The sequence below is a fragment of the Actinosynnema sp. NPDC059797 genome, assembly GCF_042732085.1.
In the GTDB taxonomy this organism is placed as follows: domain Bacteria; phylum Actinomycetota; class Actinomycetes; order Mycobacteriales; family Pseudonocardiaceae; genus Actinosynnema.
In genome coordinates this window covers 124,278-138,358 of record NZ_JBHWIE010000001.1, presented here as the reverse complement: position 1 = coordinate 138,358, position 14,081 = coordinate 124,278, and the positions used below count along the sequence as shown (strand labels likewise).

The 14,081-nt window shown below is 72.9% G+C and carries 14 protein-coding genes and 1 tRNA gene; 10 read left to right on the top strand and 5 right to left on the bottom strand.

Annotation, left to right across the window (positions count from 1 at the left end):
- Positions 1-52: 52 nt before the first annotated feature.
- The gene (locus tag ACFV4N_RS00700) at positions 53-1,237 is read right to left on the bottom strand and encodes an FHA domain-containing protein (protein WP_499670376.1); all 1,185 of its coding nucleotides are present in this window, start codon (positions 1,235-1,237) and stop codon (positions 53-55) included.
- Positions 1,238-1,353: 116 nt separating this feature from the next.
- Here ACFV4N_RS00700 and ACFV4N_RS00695 point away from each other — a divergent pair.
- From ACFV4N_RS00695 to ACFV4N_RS00685, 3 genes are all read left to right on the top strand, one after another.
- Positions 1,354-1,436: transfer RNA gene (locus tag ACFV4N_RS00695), tRNA-Leu, on the top strand.
- A 698-nt stretch (positions 1,437-2,134) separates the two neighbouring features.
- Positions 2,135-2,752 carry a hypothetical protein gene (locus ACFV4N_RS00690; RefSeq protein ID WP_499670375.1) on the top strand — a complete coding sequence of 206 codons (618 nt, stop codon included), beginning with the start codon at positions 2,135-2,137 and terminating at the stop codon, positions 2,750-2,752.
- Between the two features lie 14 nt (positions 2,753-2,766).
- Entirely contained in the window at positions 2,767-3,399 is a 633-nt protein-coding gene (locus ACFV4N_RS00685) for an NAD(P)H-binding protein (RefSeq protein WP_499670374.1), read from the top strand.
- Here ACFV4N_RS00685 and ACFV4N_RS00680 read toward each other — a convergent pair.
- Positions 3,396-4,673 carry a D-arabinono-1,4-lactone oxidase gene (locus tag ACFV4N_RS00680; protein ID WP_499670373.1) on the bottom strand — a complete coding sequence of 426 codons (1,278 nt, stop codon included), beginning with the start codon at positions 4,671-4,673 and terminating at the stop codon, positions 3,396-3,398. The genes ACFV4N_RS00685 and ACFV4N_RS00680 overlap by 4 nt on opposite strands.
- Positions 4,674-4,734: 61 nt before the next feature.
- On the opposite strand from ACFV4N_RS00680, the gene ACFV4N_RS00675 reads away from it, so the two are divergent.
- Positions 4,735-5,916: an amino acid deaminase/aldolase gene (locus tag ACFV4N_RS00675; RefSeq protein WP_499670372.1), complete on the top strand. Its 1,182-nt coding sequence runs from the start codon at positions 4,735-4,737 to the stop codon at positions 5,914-5,916.
- Here the strand turns inward: ACFV4N_RS00675 and ACFV4N_RS00670 are convergent.
- Positions 5,913-6,527, bottom strand: a complete 615-nt coding sequence (locus ACFV4N_RS00670; RefSeq protein WP_499670371.1) for a TetR/AcrR family transcriptional regulator — start codon at positions 6,525-6,527, stop codon at positions 5,913-5,915. The two genes, ACFV4N_RS00675 and ACFV4N_RS00670, sit on opposite strands and share 4 nt — an antisense overlap.
- Before the next feature lie 118 nt (positions 6,528-6,645).
- Here ACFV4N_RS00670 and ACFV4N_RS00665 point away from each other — a divergent pair, with 118 nt between their 5' ends.
- From ACFV4N_RS00665 to ACFV4N_RS00655, 3 genes are read left to right on the top strand one after another with little or no spacing between them, the layout of a single operon-like run.
- Positions 6,646-7,863: a glycoside hydrolase family 1 protein gene (locus tag ACFV4N_RS00665; protein WP_499670370.1), complete on the top strand. Its 1,218-nt coding sequence runs from the start codon at positions 6,646-6,648 to the stop codon at positions 7,861-7,863.
- A 47-nt stretch (positions 7,864-7,910) separates the two neighbouring features.
- A complete protein-coding gene (locus ACFV4N_RS00660) occupies positions 7,911-9,083 on the top strand; it encodes an MFS transporter (protein WP_499670411.1) in 1,173 nt (390 codons plus the stop codon).
- 12 nt (positions 9,084-9,095) lie between these two features.
- The gene (locus ACFV4N_RS00655; RefSeq protein ID WP_499670369.1) at positions 9,096-9,887 is read left to right on the top strand and encodes an SDR family NAD(P)-dependent oxidoreductase; all 792 of its coding nucleotides are present in this window, start codon (positions 9,096-9,098) and stop codon (positions 9,885-9,887) included.
- A 356-nt stretch (positions 9,888-10,243) separates the two neighbouring features.
- On the opposite strand, the gene ACFV4N_RS00650 is transcribed toward ACFV4N_RS00655, so the two are convergent.
- Together ACFV4N_RS00650 and ACFV4N_RS00645 are read right to left on the bottom strand one after the other, a co-directional pair.
- A complete protein-coding gene (locus ACFV4N_RS00650; protein WP_380632765.1) occupies positions 10,244-10,606 on the bottom strand; it encodes a hypothetical protein in 363 nt (120 codons plus the stop codon).
- A 13-nt stretch (positions 10,607-10,619) separates the two neighbouring features.
- Positions 10,620-10,772: a hypothetical protein gene (locus ACFV4N_RS00645; RefSeq protein ID WP_499670368.1), complete on the bottom strand. Its 153-nt coding sequence runs from the start codon at positions 10,770-10,772 to the stop codon at positions 10,620-10,622.
- A gap of 441 nt (positions 10,773-11,213) precedes the next feature.
- Between ACFV4N_RS00645 and ACFV4N_RS00640 the strand changes: the two genes are divergently transcribed.
- The 3 genes from ACFV4N_RS00640 (at position 11,214) to ACFV4N_RS00630 (ending at position 13,827) form a co-directional block, all read left to right on the top strand.
- Entirely contained in the window at positions 11,214-12,539 is a 1,326-nt protein-coding gene (locus tag ACFV4N_RS00640; protein ID WP_499670367.1) for an NsdA family TPR-like regulatory protein, read from the top strand.
- 52 nt (positions 12,540-12,591) lie between these two features.
- Positions 12,592-13,446: an aminoglycoside phosphotransferase family protein gene (locus tag ACFV4N_RS00635; protein ID WP_499670366.1), complete on the top strand. Its 855-nt coding sequence runs from the start codon at positions 12,592-12,594 to the stop codon at positions 13,444-13,446.
- 87 nt (positions 13,447-13,533) lie between these two features.
- Complete coding sequence (locus ACFV4N_RS00630) at positions 13,534-13,827, top strand: hypothetical protein (protein WP_499670365.1); 294 nt, start codon at positions 13,534-13,536, stop codon at positions 13,825-13,827.
- Positions 13,828-14,081 lie beyond the last annotated feature (254 nt).

The window sequence follows — 14,081 nt, the reverse complement described above, 5'->3', positions numbered from 1 at the left end:
CCCGGTTGGAGCAACCCCGGCCGGTCGGCTCTGGCCGGTCGGGGTCGGCCGGTCAGCCCTGGGTGCGGAAGACCAGCGAGGAGTGGCCGATGCGGACGACGTCGCCCTCCGCGAGCTGCCAAGTCTGCACCGGGGTGCCGTTCACCGTGGTGCCGTTTGTCGAACCGAGATCAGCGAGCATGGCACTGTGCCCGTCCCAGGTGATCTCCAGGTGCCTCCTGGAGACGCCGGTGTCGGGGAGCCGGAAGTCGGCTTCCTGGCCGCGGCCGACCACGTTGCCGCCCTGCTTGAGGTTGTAGGTGCGGTTCGAGCCGTCGTCCAGGTGGAGCGTGGCGTTCAGCTGGCGCGGACCGGACTGGACCGCCGGCGGGGCGTAGCCGCCCTGCGCCGGGTCGCCGTAACCGGCCTGGCCGTAGCCCTGGTCGTAGCCGGGCTGGCCGTAACCGGGCTGCTGGCCGTAGCCCTGGTCGTAGCCCTGCTGCTGACCGCCGCCGTAGCCCTGGTCGTAGCCCTGCTGGCCGTAGCCCTGGTCGTAGCCGGGCTGGCCGTAGCCGGGCTGCTGGCCGCCACCGCCGTAACCCTGGTCGTAGCCCTGCTGGCCGTAGCCCTGGTCGTAGCCCTGCTGCTGGCCGTAACCCTGCTGCTGGTCGTAGCCGGGCTGGCCGTAACCGGGCTGCTGGTCGTAGCCGGGCTGGCCGTAACCCTGCTGCTGGTCGTAGCCCTGCTGGCCGTAGCCGCCCTGCGCATAGGGGTCGTAGCCGGGCTGGCCCTGTCCTTGTCCGTAGCCGGGAGGCTGGCTCATGGATCCGTCTCCTGCAGTGCGAGGTGGTGCTGACCGTCGGCTGGCAACTTTCACGTCGGGGTCGACGGACGAGCTGGTTCGGAACTGTCCGGTGTGCAGCGCGTCGGAGCGCTCCAGGGAGACTACGACGTCACCATAGGTATCCCATCCGCTCTCTTCGAGGTGCTCCCGGATGGAGTCCCCGAGAAGCTGGGTGATGCGTAGTTCATCCTGACCGTCCCCGGCAAGCCGATCGTGGTCCTGCGGACCCAGCAGGACCTTGAAGTGGTTCGGCGCGAGCAACCTGCCACCCGCCAACTCGCGGATGTTGCTCTCCGCCTCCCGCTGCAGTGCCTGGGCCACTTCCTGCGGGACGACGTTGCCGCCGAACACACGCGCGAAGGTGTTGCCCACGATGCCTTCGAGACGGCGCTCGAAGCGCTGTACGAGGCCCACGGCAACCCTCCGACTCGGTCGACTTCTACTACCGATCGTATCCGGGGTGACGTGCCGGTACACGGGGCGATTGGTAACTCGGTAGGAGGCCGTGCTAGTGTTCCTCTCGTCGCTCAGGGCGAGTGGCGGAATGGCAGACGCGCACGGTTCAGGTCCGTGTGTCCGAAAGGACGTGGGGGTTCAACTCCCCCCTCGCCCACGTAACACCGAGGCCCCGCAGATCGTTGCGGGGCCTCGGTGCTTTTTGGCATCGCTCCGGCGATTGTCCGCCGGCGGCCGTGTGTCGGTGAGCTACATCACTCGCTCGGCCTAGCGGGTTCACCCGGTGCGTTGGCACCCATCCGTGGCGCGGACCGACGGTCAAACCGCCTCGTGGTCGCGGAGCGTGTGACGCGCCTTACTCCACTTCGGGATGGCGCAAGCCGATCGAGGCCCGCAGCCGGGGCCGGACGCCTCCCCGTCGCCGGGCTCCGACGCCTCCCCGGAGCGCGCCGCCGAGCCGCGCGCCGGCACGCGCGCCACCGTGTGAGCCAGGCCACACGTGCTGGTGGCGGCCGTGCCCGGGGCCGGGTTGGTCGGTCGTTCTGGTGCGGCGAGCGGTCGGTGATGCGGTCGCCGGTGTCGGTTTCGGGGGCGGCGCAGGGGGTATTCCAGGCGTCGCTCGCGCACTCTGGGCAGTGATTCGCGGGTGTCGGGCGCCGCGGGGTCACCCAGACGGCAGCACCGCCGGGCCGAAGTCGGCCGGTCGGCCACCGACCGGTTACCGACCGCTCGACGCCGCCGATCGCAGGAGCCCCGTCGAGCCGCGAGGCGGGCCGGGGTCACCTGGTACGCCTTATCCAGAGCACGAGTCGAAACGCGGCGGGCACCCGCCGTGGTTGCCGAGGAGGCCCTGGCGTGAGCAGCACCCCAGCACGGATCGCGGACACCGACGACGCCCGGACGCTGTCGGCCACCGCGATCCCGGTTCCCGAACTGCCCGGCTCCGCCGAGGAGCTGGCCGCCTCGGCGGCGGTCCGCCTCGGCTGGCACGGCGTGGTGCTGCCGGAGATGGTCCTCATGGGTCGCCGGGTGATCGTGGTGGCCGAGCTGCTGGCCGACGCGCACGCCGAGCGGGTGTGCGTGGGCGCCGGGCCCGAGTCGGACCGCACCACGGTGTCCACCTGGGTGTGGCCGGAGATGGACGGTCGGGTGCCGCCGGCGGCGGTGCGGATCGTCGGCGTGCTGGCGGTGGCCCGCCACTGGCGGACCGCGCTGGCCTCGGCGGTGCCGTTCGCCCGGTTCGGCAACGCCGCGGCGGTGCTGCCGTCCTCGGTCGCGTTCACCCACGACTACCTGGCCAACTGCCTGCCGCGGGTGCGGCGCCACGGGGTGTCGGTGCTGCTCGCCGACGACGAGCTGAACCTGTCCACGGACGTGGCCGGCCGCAACGAGACGGTGCCCGTCGAGGACACCGCCACCACCCGTTGGGTGAACGAGCTGGTCTACGAGCAGGTGCTGGCGACCGCGTCCTGATCTACGGTCTCACCATGCGGGTGGTGATCGCGGGAGGACACGGCAAGATCGCGTTGTCGACGCAGCGGCTGTTGGCCGCGCGGGGTGACGGGGCCACGGCGCTGGTGCGCAACCCCGACCACTTCGACGACGTGCGGGCAGCGGGCGGGGACCCCGTGCTGTGCGACCTGGAGGCGGCGGACGTCGCCTCGGTCGCCGGGCACCTGGCGGGCGCGGACGCGGTGCTGTTCGCCGCCGGCGCGGGGCCGGGCAGCGGGGTGGCGCGCAAGGACACCGTCGACCGGGCCGCCTCGGCGTTGTTGGCCGACGCCGCCGAACGGGCGGGCGTGCGGCGGTTCGTGCAGATCAGCAGCACCGGTATCGGGCGGACCACGGGTGACGAGGTGTTCGACGCCTACCTCAGGGCGAAGGGCGCCGCGGAGGACGACCTGCGCGAGCGGGACCTCGACTGGACGATCCTGCGCCCCGGTCGGCTGACCGACGACGAGCCCACCGGGTTGGTGGCGCTGTCCGAGGAGCCGGTGCGCGGCGACGTGCCGCGCGCCGACGTGGCCGCCGTGGTGGTGGCGATCCTCGACCGGCCCGGCACGGTGCGGCGCACCTACGAACTGGTCTCCGGGGACGTCCCGATCGCGGACGCGTTCTAGCCGAGCACCCGGACCAGGTGGTCGTTGGCGAACTTGCCGGTGGGGTCCACCTCGTCCCGGACCCGGCGGAAGTCGTCGAAGCGCGGGTAGCGCCCGCGCAGGGTGTCGGCGGTCAGCGAGTGCAGCTTGCCCCAGTGGGGCCGCCCGCCGACGGCGTTCGCGATCCGCTCGAACGCGTCGAAGTACTGCCGGTGCGGCATCCCCAGGTACTGGTGGACGGCGACGTAGGCGGTGTCGCGCCCGTGCGCGGTGGACAGCCAGATGTCGTCGGCGCGGGCGACCCGGACCTCGACCGGCACGATCACGCCGTGGTCCAGGCGGGGCACGAGGGCCCGCAGCTCGCGCAGCACGTCGTGCAGCGCGGCCCGCGGCACGGCGTACTCGGTCTCGACGAAGCGGACGCGGCGGGGCGTGACGAACACGCGGTGGGAGACGTCCCGGTAGACGCGTTCGGAGACCACGGCGCCGCAGAGGCGGTTGAGGGTCCGGGTGGTGGCGGGCACGGCCCTGGCCAGGCGGCAGACCAGGCCGAACGCGCCGTTCTCCACGACCTCGTACTCGTAGAGGCGGCGGGCCGCCGAGAGGGGCGCCGCCGGCTCGTCCGTGCGGTTGTTGCGCTTGAGGATGACCCGGTCGGCGTGCGGGAACCAGTGGAACTCCACGTGGTCCTCGGTGGCCGTGAGGTGGTCGAACTCCTCCAGCACGGCGTCGAGGCGGGCCGGCGACTCGCGGGCGTGCAGCACGAAGGCGGGCACGCAGCGCAGGGTGACCGCGCTGATCACGCCCAGCGCGCCCAGGCCGACGCGGGCGGCGTGGAACAGGTCGGGGTCCTGCTCGGCGGAGCAGGTGGCGATCGTGCCGTCGGCCAGCACGAGTTCGAGCGCGGCCACCTGGGTGGCCAGGCCGCCCAGCGCCGCGCCGGTGCCGTGGGTGCCGGTGGAGATGGCGCCCGCGACGGTCTGGGCGTCGATGTCGCCGAGGTTGGGCAGGGCCAGGCCGAGGTGGTCGAGCAGGGCGTTGAGCTGCCGCAGCGTGGTACCCGAGCGGACCGTGACGAGGTCGCCGGACACGTCGGTGATGCCGGTCCAGTCGGTCAGGTCCACGGCGACGCCGGGCGCCACCGCGATGGCGGTGAACGAGTGCCCGCTGCCGCGGGGGCGCACGGCGGACGCCCCCGCGACCACCTCGGCCAGCTCGTCCCGGCTCGCCGGGCGCTCCACGCGGTGCGGGTTCGCGGACGCCGTGCGCGCCCAGTTGGTCCACGGTGTCCCCACGTCCCACCTCCGGGTTGTCACCGTAGGTGAATGGCTTTCACCTTTCAAGTACGGTAGGTCCATGCGCACGTCCTTTGATGCCGCGACCAAGGGGTTCGACCCGCCGTTCGCGGTCGTGGACCTGGACGCCTTCGACCACAACGCGGACGACCTCGTGCGCCGCGCCGGCGGTCGCCCCATCCGGGTGGCCAGCAAGTCGGTGCGGGTGCGCGCGCTGCTGGAACGGGTGCTCGCGCGGCCCGGGTACGCGGGGGTGATGTGCTACTCGCTGCCCGAGGCGCTGTGGCTGTCGGACGAGGACCTGTCCGACGACCTGCTGGTCGCCTACCCGACCGTGGACGTCGAGGCGCTGCGGCGGCTGGCCGCGGACGACAAGGCGCGGGCGCGGGTCACGGTCGTGGTGGACTCGGTCGAGCACCTGGACGTCGTGCGGGCCGCGCTGGGCGCGGACCACCCCGAGGTCCGGGTCTGCCTGGAGCTGGACGTGTCCTGGCGCCCGCTGCCGGGCCTGCACGTCGGGCCCCGGCGCTCGCCCGTGCACACCGCGCGCGACGCGGGCGCGCTGGCCCGGGAGATCGTGCGGCGGAAGGGGTTCCGGCTGGTCGGGGTGATGGCCTACGAGGGCCAGGTAGCCGGGCTGGGCGACCGGCCGCCGGGCAAGCCGGTGCGCGGCGCGGTCCTGCGGTGGATGCAGCGGCGCTCGGTCGACGAGCTGGTCGAGCGGCGCTCGGCTGCGGTGCGCGCGGTGCGCTCGGTCGCCGACCTGGAGTTCGTCAACGGCGGCGGCACGGGCAGCCTGGAGGTCACGGCCGCGGACCCCGCGGTGACCGAGCTGGCCGCCGGGTCGGGGCTGATCGGGCCGACGCTGTTCGACGGCTACCGGGGGTTCCGGCCGCGGCCCGCGGCGCTGTTCGCGCTGCCCGTGGTGCGGAGGCCGGCGCCCGGGGTGGCCACGCTGTTCGCGGGCGGCTACGTCGCGTCGGGCACGGCGACCGCCGACCGCCAGCCCACCCCGTACCTGCCGGTGGGGCTGAAGCTGCTGCCGCTGGAGGGCGCGGGCGAGGTGCAGACCCCGGTGGTCGGCCGGGCGGCGGACTCGCTGCGCCCCGGCGACCGGGTGTGGTTGCGGCACGCCAAGGCGGGCGAGCTGGCGGAGCGCTTCACCCACTACCACCTCGTGCGAGGCGACGTGGTCGAGCGGACCGTGCCCACCTACCGGGGCGAGGGGCGGTGCTTCGGCTAGGCCGGCATCCGGGTCGACAGGTAGCCCCGGACCATGGCCTTGGCCTCGTCCAGGATCTTCGGGTCGCCCGCGGCGTCCCGGCGGAACGCCAGGTTCAGCACGCCGTCCGCGGCCTCGACCGCGATGGAGATCGGCAGCTGGATCTCGTCGAGCGGGATCCCGAACTTCGCCGAGATCATCTCGGCGATGCGGTCGGAGATGACGGTGTTGTTGTCGCGGCGGTCGTCCAGCAGCCGCATGTCGACCACGTCGCCGAAGTGCAGCCGGGAGAACGCGGGCACCTCGCGGTGCATCTGGACGTAGACGTCGAAGATCGAGTCGACGGCGTCCCACCAGTGCTCCAGCGTGGTCGAGCCGAAGCGACCGTCCACCGTCTGGATGAACTTCTCCAGGTTGCGCAGGGTCAGCGCCTGCACGACGGCCCGCTTGTCGGGGAAGAACTGGTACAGCGAGCCGACCGCGACGCCCGCGCGTTCGGCGATCAGTGTCGTGGTCACCCCGTCGTAGCCGACCTCCTCGATGAGCTGGGCGCAGGCTTCGAGCATGCGCTCGACGCGCTTGGCGCTGCGCTGCTGCACCGGTTGGCGGCGCAGCGGGGTCGTACTGGTCACGGCGACTCCTGCGAAATGGACTGCGGGATTCCATAGTGCCCGCTTCGGGCCGCGCGCACTTCACTTCGCGGCGCAACACGCCTACGATCCGAATCACTTTCATGTTTGGGAGGCCCGAGTGACCCTGCCCGACGAGTTCCTGTGGGGTGTGTCGACGTCGGCGTTCCAGGTCGAGGGCGCGTTCACCGCGGCGGGCAGGCGGCCGTCGGTGTGGGACGCGTTCCCCGCGGCCGGGGGCCGGGACGCCTCGGTCGCCTGCGACCACTACCACCGCTACCGCGAGGACGTCGCGCTCATGAGGTCGCTGGGCGTCGGCGCCTACCGGTTCTCGATCTCCTGGCCCCGCGTGCTGGCCGGTGACCTGGGGTTCTACGACCGGCTCGTGGACGAGCTGCTGGCGGCCGGCATCGCGCCGGTGGTCACGCTGTACCACTGGGACACGCCGGTCGAGGTCGAGGAGGCGGGCGGGTGGTTGTCGCGGGACACCACCGGGCGGTTCGCCGACTTCGCGACCGAGGTCGGCGAGCGGCTGGCCGACCGGGTGGCGCTGTGGATCCCGGTCAACGAACCGGCCATGGTCACCCTGCTGGGCTACGCCACCGGGCAGCACGCGCCGGGCAAGGCGCTGCTGTTCGACGCGCTGCCCGTCGCGCACCACCTCAACCTGGGGCACGGCCTGGCCGTGGCCGCGCTGCGCGCCGCCGGCGCCCGCGCCGTGGGCACGGCCAACAACCACACGCCGGTGTGGGGCGACGACGAGCCCGCCGTCGCGGCCTACTCCGACCTGCACAACTGGCTGTTCGCCGACCCGCTGCTGGCCGGCCGGTACCCCGCGTGGCTCGCCGAGCTGATGCCCGTGCGCGACGGCGACCTGGAGGTCACGTCCGCGCCGCTCGACTTCTACGGGGTGAACTACTACAACCCGACGCGCGTGCGGGCGCCCTCCGGGGGCAACCCGCTGCCGTTCGAGCTGGTGGACATCACCGAGCACCCGCGGACCGGGTTCGGGTGGCCGGTGGTGCCCTCGGGGCTCACCGAGATGATCACTTTGTTGCGGAATCGCTTTGTCGACTTGCCTCCCGTCTACGTGACCGAGAGCGGGTGCAGCTACGAGCACTCGATCGAGGACGCCGAGCGGATCGCATACCTGGAGGGGCACGTGGACGCCGCGCTGGAGGCGGGCGTGCGCGGCTACTTCGTGTGGTCGCTGATGGACAACTTCGAGTGGGACTCCGGGTACTCGCAGCGGTTCGGCCTGGTCCACGTCGACTACGAGACCCTCGAACGCACCCCGCGCGCCTCCTTCGGGTGGTACCGCGATCGGATCCGGCGGTGACCACGGAGGCGCTGGCCGAACCGGTCGCCCCCGTCCGCCGGTCCTGGATGGCGCTGCTGTTCCTGGCCAACCTCGGGCTGTGGCTGGCGATCTACGCGCCGATCCAGGTGCTGCTGCCGCGCCAGGCCGAGCTGCTCGACGCCGGGGCCAAGGAGGCGGTGTTCGGGCTGGTCACCGGCGTGGGCGCGATGGTGGCGCTGGTGGCGAACCCGCTGGTCGGCCTGGCCTCGGACCGCACCACGTCCCGGTTCGGCAGGCGGCACCCCTGGACGCTGGCCGGCGCGCTGGTCGGCGCGACCGGCCTGGTCGTGCTGGCCTCGGCGGCGTCGATCGCGGCGGTCGCGGTGGGGTGGTGCCTGGTGCAGGCGGGCCTGAACGGGATGCTCGCGTCGCTGACCTCGGCCGTGCCCGACCGGGTGCCGGTGCGGCAGCGGGCGAAGGTCGGCGGGCTGGTCGGCGTCTCGCAGATGCTCGGCACCGTGCTGGGCGCGGTCGTGGTGACCGCGCTGGTCACCGGCCTGGGCGCGGGCTACCTGGCGTGCGCCGCGGTCGTGGTGGCGGGCGCGCTCGCGTTCGTGCTGGTCACGCCCGACGTGCGGCTGCCGGCCGGCCACCGGCCCCCGCTGCGGTGGCGCGAGCTGTGGGTCTCGCCCCGCGCGCACCGGGACTTCGCGTGGGCGTGGTGCGCGCACTTCACGATCAACCTCGGGAACGCGTTCGGCACCCTGTACCTGCTGTACTTCCTCGACGACGTGGTGCGCCACCCGTCGCCCGAGGACGGCCTGCTGGTGCTGATGCTGCTCTACGGCGTCGCGCTCGCCGCGGGCGCGTGGTGGTTCGGCGTGCGCTCCGACCGCACCGGCCGCCGCCGGCCCTACGTGCTGGTGTCGGCCGGCGTGATGGCGGTGGCGGCGCTGCTGCTGGCCGCCTGGCCGACGTGGGTGGCGGCGCTGGTCGCCGCGCCGCTGCTCGGCGTCGGGTTCGGCGGGTACTGGGCGGTCGCGCTGGCCCTGCTCACCCAGGTGCTGCCGGCCGCGACCGACCGGGCCAAGGACCTCGGCGTGCTCAACATCGCGAACTCGCTGCCCCAGGTCCTGGCACCGCTGCTGGCCACCGCGATCCTGGGCGCGACGGCCGGCTACCGCGGCTTGTTCGCGGCCTCGGCGGTCGCCACGCTGTGCGCGGCCGCGTTCGTGACCCGGGTCCGTTCGGTGGCGTGAAAGGGGACAGGCGTGAGGTTGACCGGCAGGACCGTCCTGGTGACGGGCGCGTCGCAGGGCATCGGCCTCGCGACCGCGCGGACGCTCGCGAGGAGCGGTTCGGTTGCACTGCTCGTGGCCCGCGGCGCCGAAGCGCTCGACGAGCAGGTCGAGCGGATCACCGCGATCGGCGGCCGTGCCGCCGCGCTGCCCGCCGACCTCGCGGACACCGCCCAGGTCGACGCGCTCGTCGCACGGGTCCTGCGCGAGTACGGGCCGCCGGACGTGCTGGTCAACAACGCGGGTGTCGGCCGCTGGCTGTTCCTCGACGACACCCCGGCCGCGGAGCTGACCGGCATGATCGCCCTCCCGTTCGGGGCGGCATTGCACCTGACCAGGGCTTTCCTGCCCGGGATGCGGGCGCGGGGCAGCGGTCGGGTCGTCGTGGTGAACTCGCCGGTGTCCCGGCTGCCGATCCCCGGCGCCACCGGCTACGCCGCGTCCCGCTACGCCCTGCGCGGGCTCACCGCCGCGCTCCGGCTCGACCTGCGCGGCACCGGCGTCGGCGTGACCGAGGTGATCCCCGGCAAGGTGAGCAGCCGCTACTTCGCCAACAACCCCGGTGCGGAGGAGCGCATCCCCCTCGTCGCCCGGCTCATCCCGACCGTGTCGCCCGAAGAGGTGGCATCGCGGATCGCGCGGGCGGTCGAGCGGGAGCGCGACGAGGTGGTCTTCCCCTGGCAGTTGAAGGCGTTCGAGGTGAGCGGGCGGCTGTTCCCCGGCCTGACGTCCTACCTGGCCTGGCGCACCGGGACGCGCCGCTAGCGCTCCCGCATCGCGGGACCCGGCGACCGCCCGTCGCTCGAAAACGGTCGCTCGTCGCATCGAAACCGGAATTTCGCCCTCGGGCGAACCAGCCGGACGTGGAACCGGCCCCGATGCCCGCGCGGGTGGAGCGGACATCGGGGCCGACGTGGTGCCCGCGGACCAGTGCCGGTCGGGGAGGGAAGGTGTGCACAACACCGGCCCGCGGATGTCTGTGGGGTCGTACCCGGTTCAGTTGTTTCGGCCGGCCGGCGGTCCGTTCGTCGCGGTCGGGGGTTCGCACGTCCCGGACCGCCGGCCAGTAGGCGGGTGCTCGACCTGGTCGCGTCGGGGGAACGACAGGTCGGGGCCGCCCGTCAGTGGGCTCGGGCGATCACCCCGCGGCGCGACCGGGTGACAGGAGGCGTCACCGGCGCCGACCGGAGGTGCCGAGCCGGGCGCGGGGCCAAACCGCCCGCGACCAGGTGTTCGTACGCGGCGCGCCACACCGAGCAAGGGCTCTTCTGCTGCCGCCACCGTCCGGAGCACTCGGGGCAGTTGCCCTTCTCGTCCGGTTCGTGCGCGGCGAGCAGGGCCCGCCACCCCTCGGTCAGCCGGGGGAGCTCGGACCGGGCCACCGACAGGAGGGACGGGGCGTCGGCCTCGTTGGCCAGCTCGGTGAGCAGGTCCAAGCGTTCCCACACCGCGTTGCGAAGAACTTGTCCGAGGATCTCGTCCACCGAAACGTCACCGTCACCTTTCCGCCTGCTCGGCGGCCTCACGCAGCGCGGCCCTGAGCTGTACGAGTTGATCGGCCGACAGCACCGCCGTCTCCCCGGGAGGGCCGACCAGGACCACGCGGCCCCGGTCGACCATCACGGTGAGGCAGCGCTCCCGGTCGACCACGTCACTGCAGCGAACCCGCCACCAGTGACGTCGCCCGGTCGTGCCGCGCCATCCGGAGCCGAGGTCGGTCGGCCCCTGGACGGACGTCGGAGCCGGAGCGGGAACGGTCGTGGTGGCGGCGCGCGCGGACCGACCTGTGGTGGTCCCCGTCCGCTCGACCAGCTCCACGACGTTTCCTCTCCGTGCTCGCTCGCTTACCGGAACCCAGATTGCGAGAATTCAAGCCGGATCGGGATGTCACAGCGCTGGCCGGTGGCCGTTCCACGGTGAACGGTCAGCGGAGTTCGGCAGGGCCGATCAGCCTCGCCGATCGGTACTTCTCGCGGTTGGGGGAGTCCCCTACTCTGCCGTTGACGCCCAAAGGACTGTGAGGGGGCGCAATTGAACACCATCGGTTCGCCGAGCTCTCCTGTTACACCAGACGTCTGGGACCAGCAGGAGATGCGGGACGCGCTGGCCAAGCGCGAGATCAGCACGGTCTACCGGCTGCTCCGCAGGCACGGCGTGTCGCAGCGCCAGATCGCGGCGCTGACGGGCCAGTCGCAGTCCGAGGTCTCGGAGATCCTCAAGGGACGACAGGTCATGGCCTACGACGTCCTCGCGCGGATCGCCCAGGGCCTGGGCGTCCCCAGGGGGTACATGGGTCTCGCTTACGACGAGGCCACGGCAGTGCGGGTGGCCGCCACGGCGGACTCACCCCATTCTGAGGAGGACGAGTCGGTGAAGCGAAGGAAGTTCCTCGCGCACGCCGCCGCCATCACCGTCGGCGCGGCCGTGTTCGGTACGGACTCCGGGTCTTGGGCTTCATCGCCCGCGCAGACACCGGCCCCAGGCCGCATCGGCATGACCGACGTCCGGCAGGTGGAGGCCGCGACGCGAGCCCTGCGCACGCTCGACTACCAGTACGGCGGCGGCTCGTGCCGCGACGCCGTGGTCGCCCAGCTCTCGTGGGGCCAGCAGATGCTCGGCGCCAACGCCACCGAGCTGGTCAAGGAGCGCCTCTACGTCGCCCTCGCCGACCTGCACAACCTCGCCGGCTGGACGTCCTTCGACACCGGTCTGTACGACTCGGCCCGCAACCACTTCGGCCAGGCGCTCGGGCTCGCCAAGCAGGGCAAGAAGGAAGAGCTGGTCGCCAACATCCTCTACCGGATGGGCCGCGTCTACCTGCACCAGGACGCGCCCGACGACGCGCTGAAGGTGTTCCAGCTCGGCCAGCTCGCCGCGCAGAACTCCGGCTCGGAGCTGGCGGTGGGCATCCTGTGCGCCAACGAGGCGTGGGCCTACGCGAAGATGGGCTCCGACGACCAGGCGCTCAAGCTGCTCGGCCGGGCGCGCGACGAGTTCGCCCGCGCCAACGTCGCCGAGGCGCCCGCGTGGGCCAAGTTCTTCGACGCCAACGACCTGTCCGCGATGATCGGCACGGTCCACACCGAGCTGGCGCAGATGGTCGACGCGAAGAAGTACACCCGCACCGCGATCCCCGCCCTGACCAAGGCGATCAGCGGCTACGGCGAGGACATGAGCCGCAGCCGGTCGTTCAACCTCACCTCGCTGTCGATCAACCACCTGCTCGACGGCGACATCGACCACGGCGCCCGCCTCGGCCGGCAGGCGATCGAGCTGTCCGAGGGCCTCAAGTCCGTGCGGACCAAGGACCGGATGAAGCCGCTCCTGCGCGAGGCCGAGAAGCGGCGGAACAACCCCAATGCCCGCGAGCTGGCTGAACGCGTCGCCAGGTTCACCGGCAGCGACAGCGCTGCCTGAACCGCGGCACGCGGCCCCGGACGGCAGGTTCACCCATGCCGCGCTGACCGACGTGCTGCGGCGGCTGTGCGAGCGGCTGGGCCTGGCGCACCGGGACGCGCGGCTGGTCAAGTTCACCAGCAACGCGGTGTTCGAGCTGCCCCGCGACCGGGTCGTGGTGCGGATCATCGGGTCGATGAAGCTGCGCCACCGCGCGCACAAGGTGGTCGAGGTCGCGCGGTGGCTCGCGGCCCACGACGTGCCCGCGGTGCGCCTGGTCGAGGGCGTCCACCAGCCGTTGGCCGTCGGCGAGCACCTGGCCACCGTCTGGCACACCGTGCCCGCGTCCGGCCCGCCGGTCGACGGCCGCGACCTGGGGCGGGTGCTGCGCCAGGTCCACGCGCTGCCCGAACCCGGGTTCGACCTGCCGCGGTGGGCGCCGCTGGACGACGTGCGCAGGCGCATCGCCGACGCCGAGGAGCTGGCCGACGACGACCGCCGGTTCCTGGAGGACCGGGTCGCCGAGCTGGAGGACCGCCTGGTCGACCTGCGGACGGCGCTGCCCCAGGGCGTGCTGCACGGCGACGCGCACCTGGGCAACCTCATCCCCAGCCCGTCCGGGCCGGTGATCTGCGACTTCGACTCCACCAGCATCGGCCCGCGCGAGTGGGACCTGAGCACCCTGCCGGTCGGCGTCGCCCGCTTCGGGCACCCCGCCGAGTGGTACCGGCAACTGGCCGACGAGTACGGCTTCGACGTCGTCCGGTGGGCCGGGTTCCCGGTGTTGCGCGAGGTCAGGGAGCTGAAGTTGACCACGAGCGTGCTGCCGATCATGCGCAGCCACCCGGACGTGGCCCCGGAGCTGAAGTCCCGGCTCAGGGCGTTGCGCCGGGGCGACACCACGACCCCCTGGACGCCATACCGCTGATGACCGGGGCGTGGGGGAACGAACCGGTAACGCTCGCGGCTCGTGTTGCGACCAAGGCAACGACGGGATTGCGGGACGGGGGGCGACGTGGTCGGAAACCTGCCGGTGGTGAAGCGCCGGCGCGCGAGGCGGGCCCTGAAGGCCGCCCGCATGATCGACGAGGTCGTCGACACCCAGCTGCCGCTGCTCGCCTCGTTCGACGAGGAGCGCCGCCGCCGCTCGGCCGACTACCTGGCGGAGCTGGTCAAGCTCGCCCAGGACTACCGCTACTTCGCCAACGGCTGGATCGACGCGGCCGAACTGGACCGCCGAGGCCGCCGCACCGTGACCCAGCTCACCGAACTCCGCGCGAACCCTTCACGGCGACTGATCGCCGACTAGGTCGTTCGGCGCAGCTCGGCGCGCTGAACGGACCACTCACCGACGCGGCGCCGACACGGCACCGGCTCGGCCCAGTCCCAGGCCGACCCTTGGCCTCAGACCGGCCCCGGCCTTAGGGCGGCCTCAGGCCGGCCCAGCGCCAGCCCCGGACCGGCCAGCCCCAGCGCCGGCCTGGCCCAGCGCCGGCCTGGCCCAGCGCCGGCCTGGCCCAGCGCCGGCCTGGCCCAGCGCCGGCCTGGCCCAGCGCCGGCCTG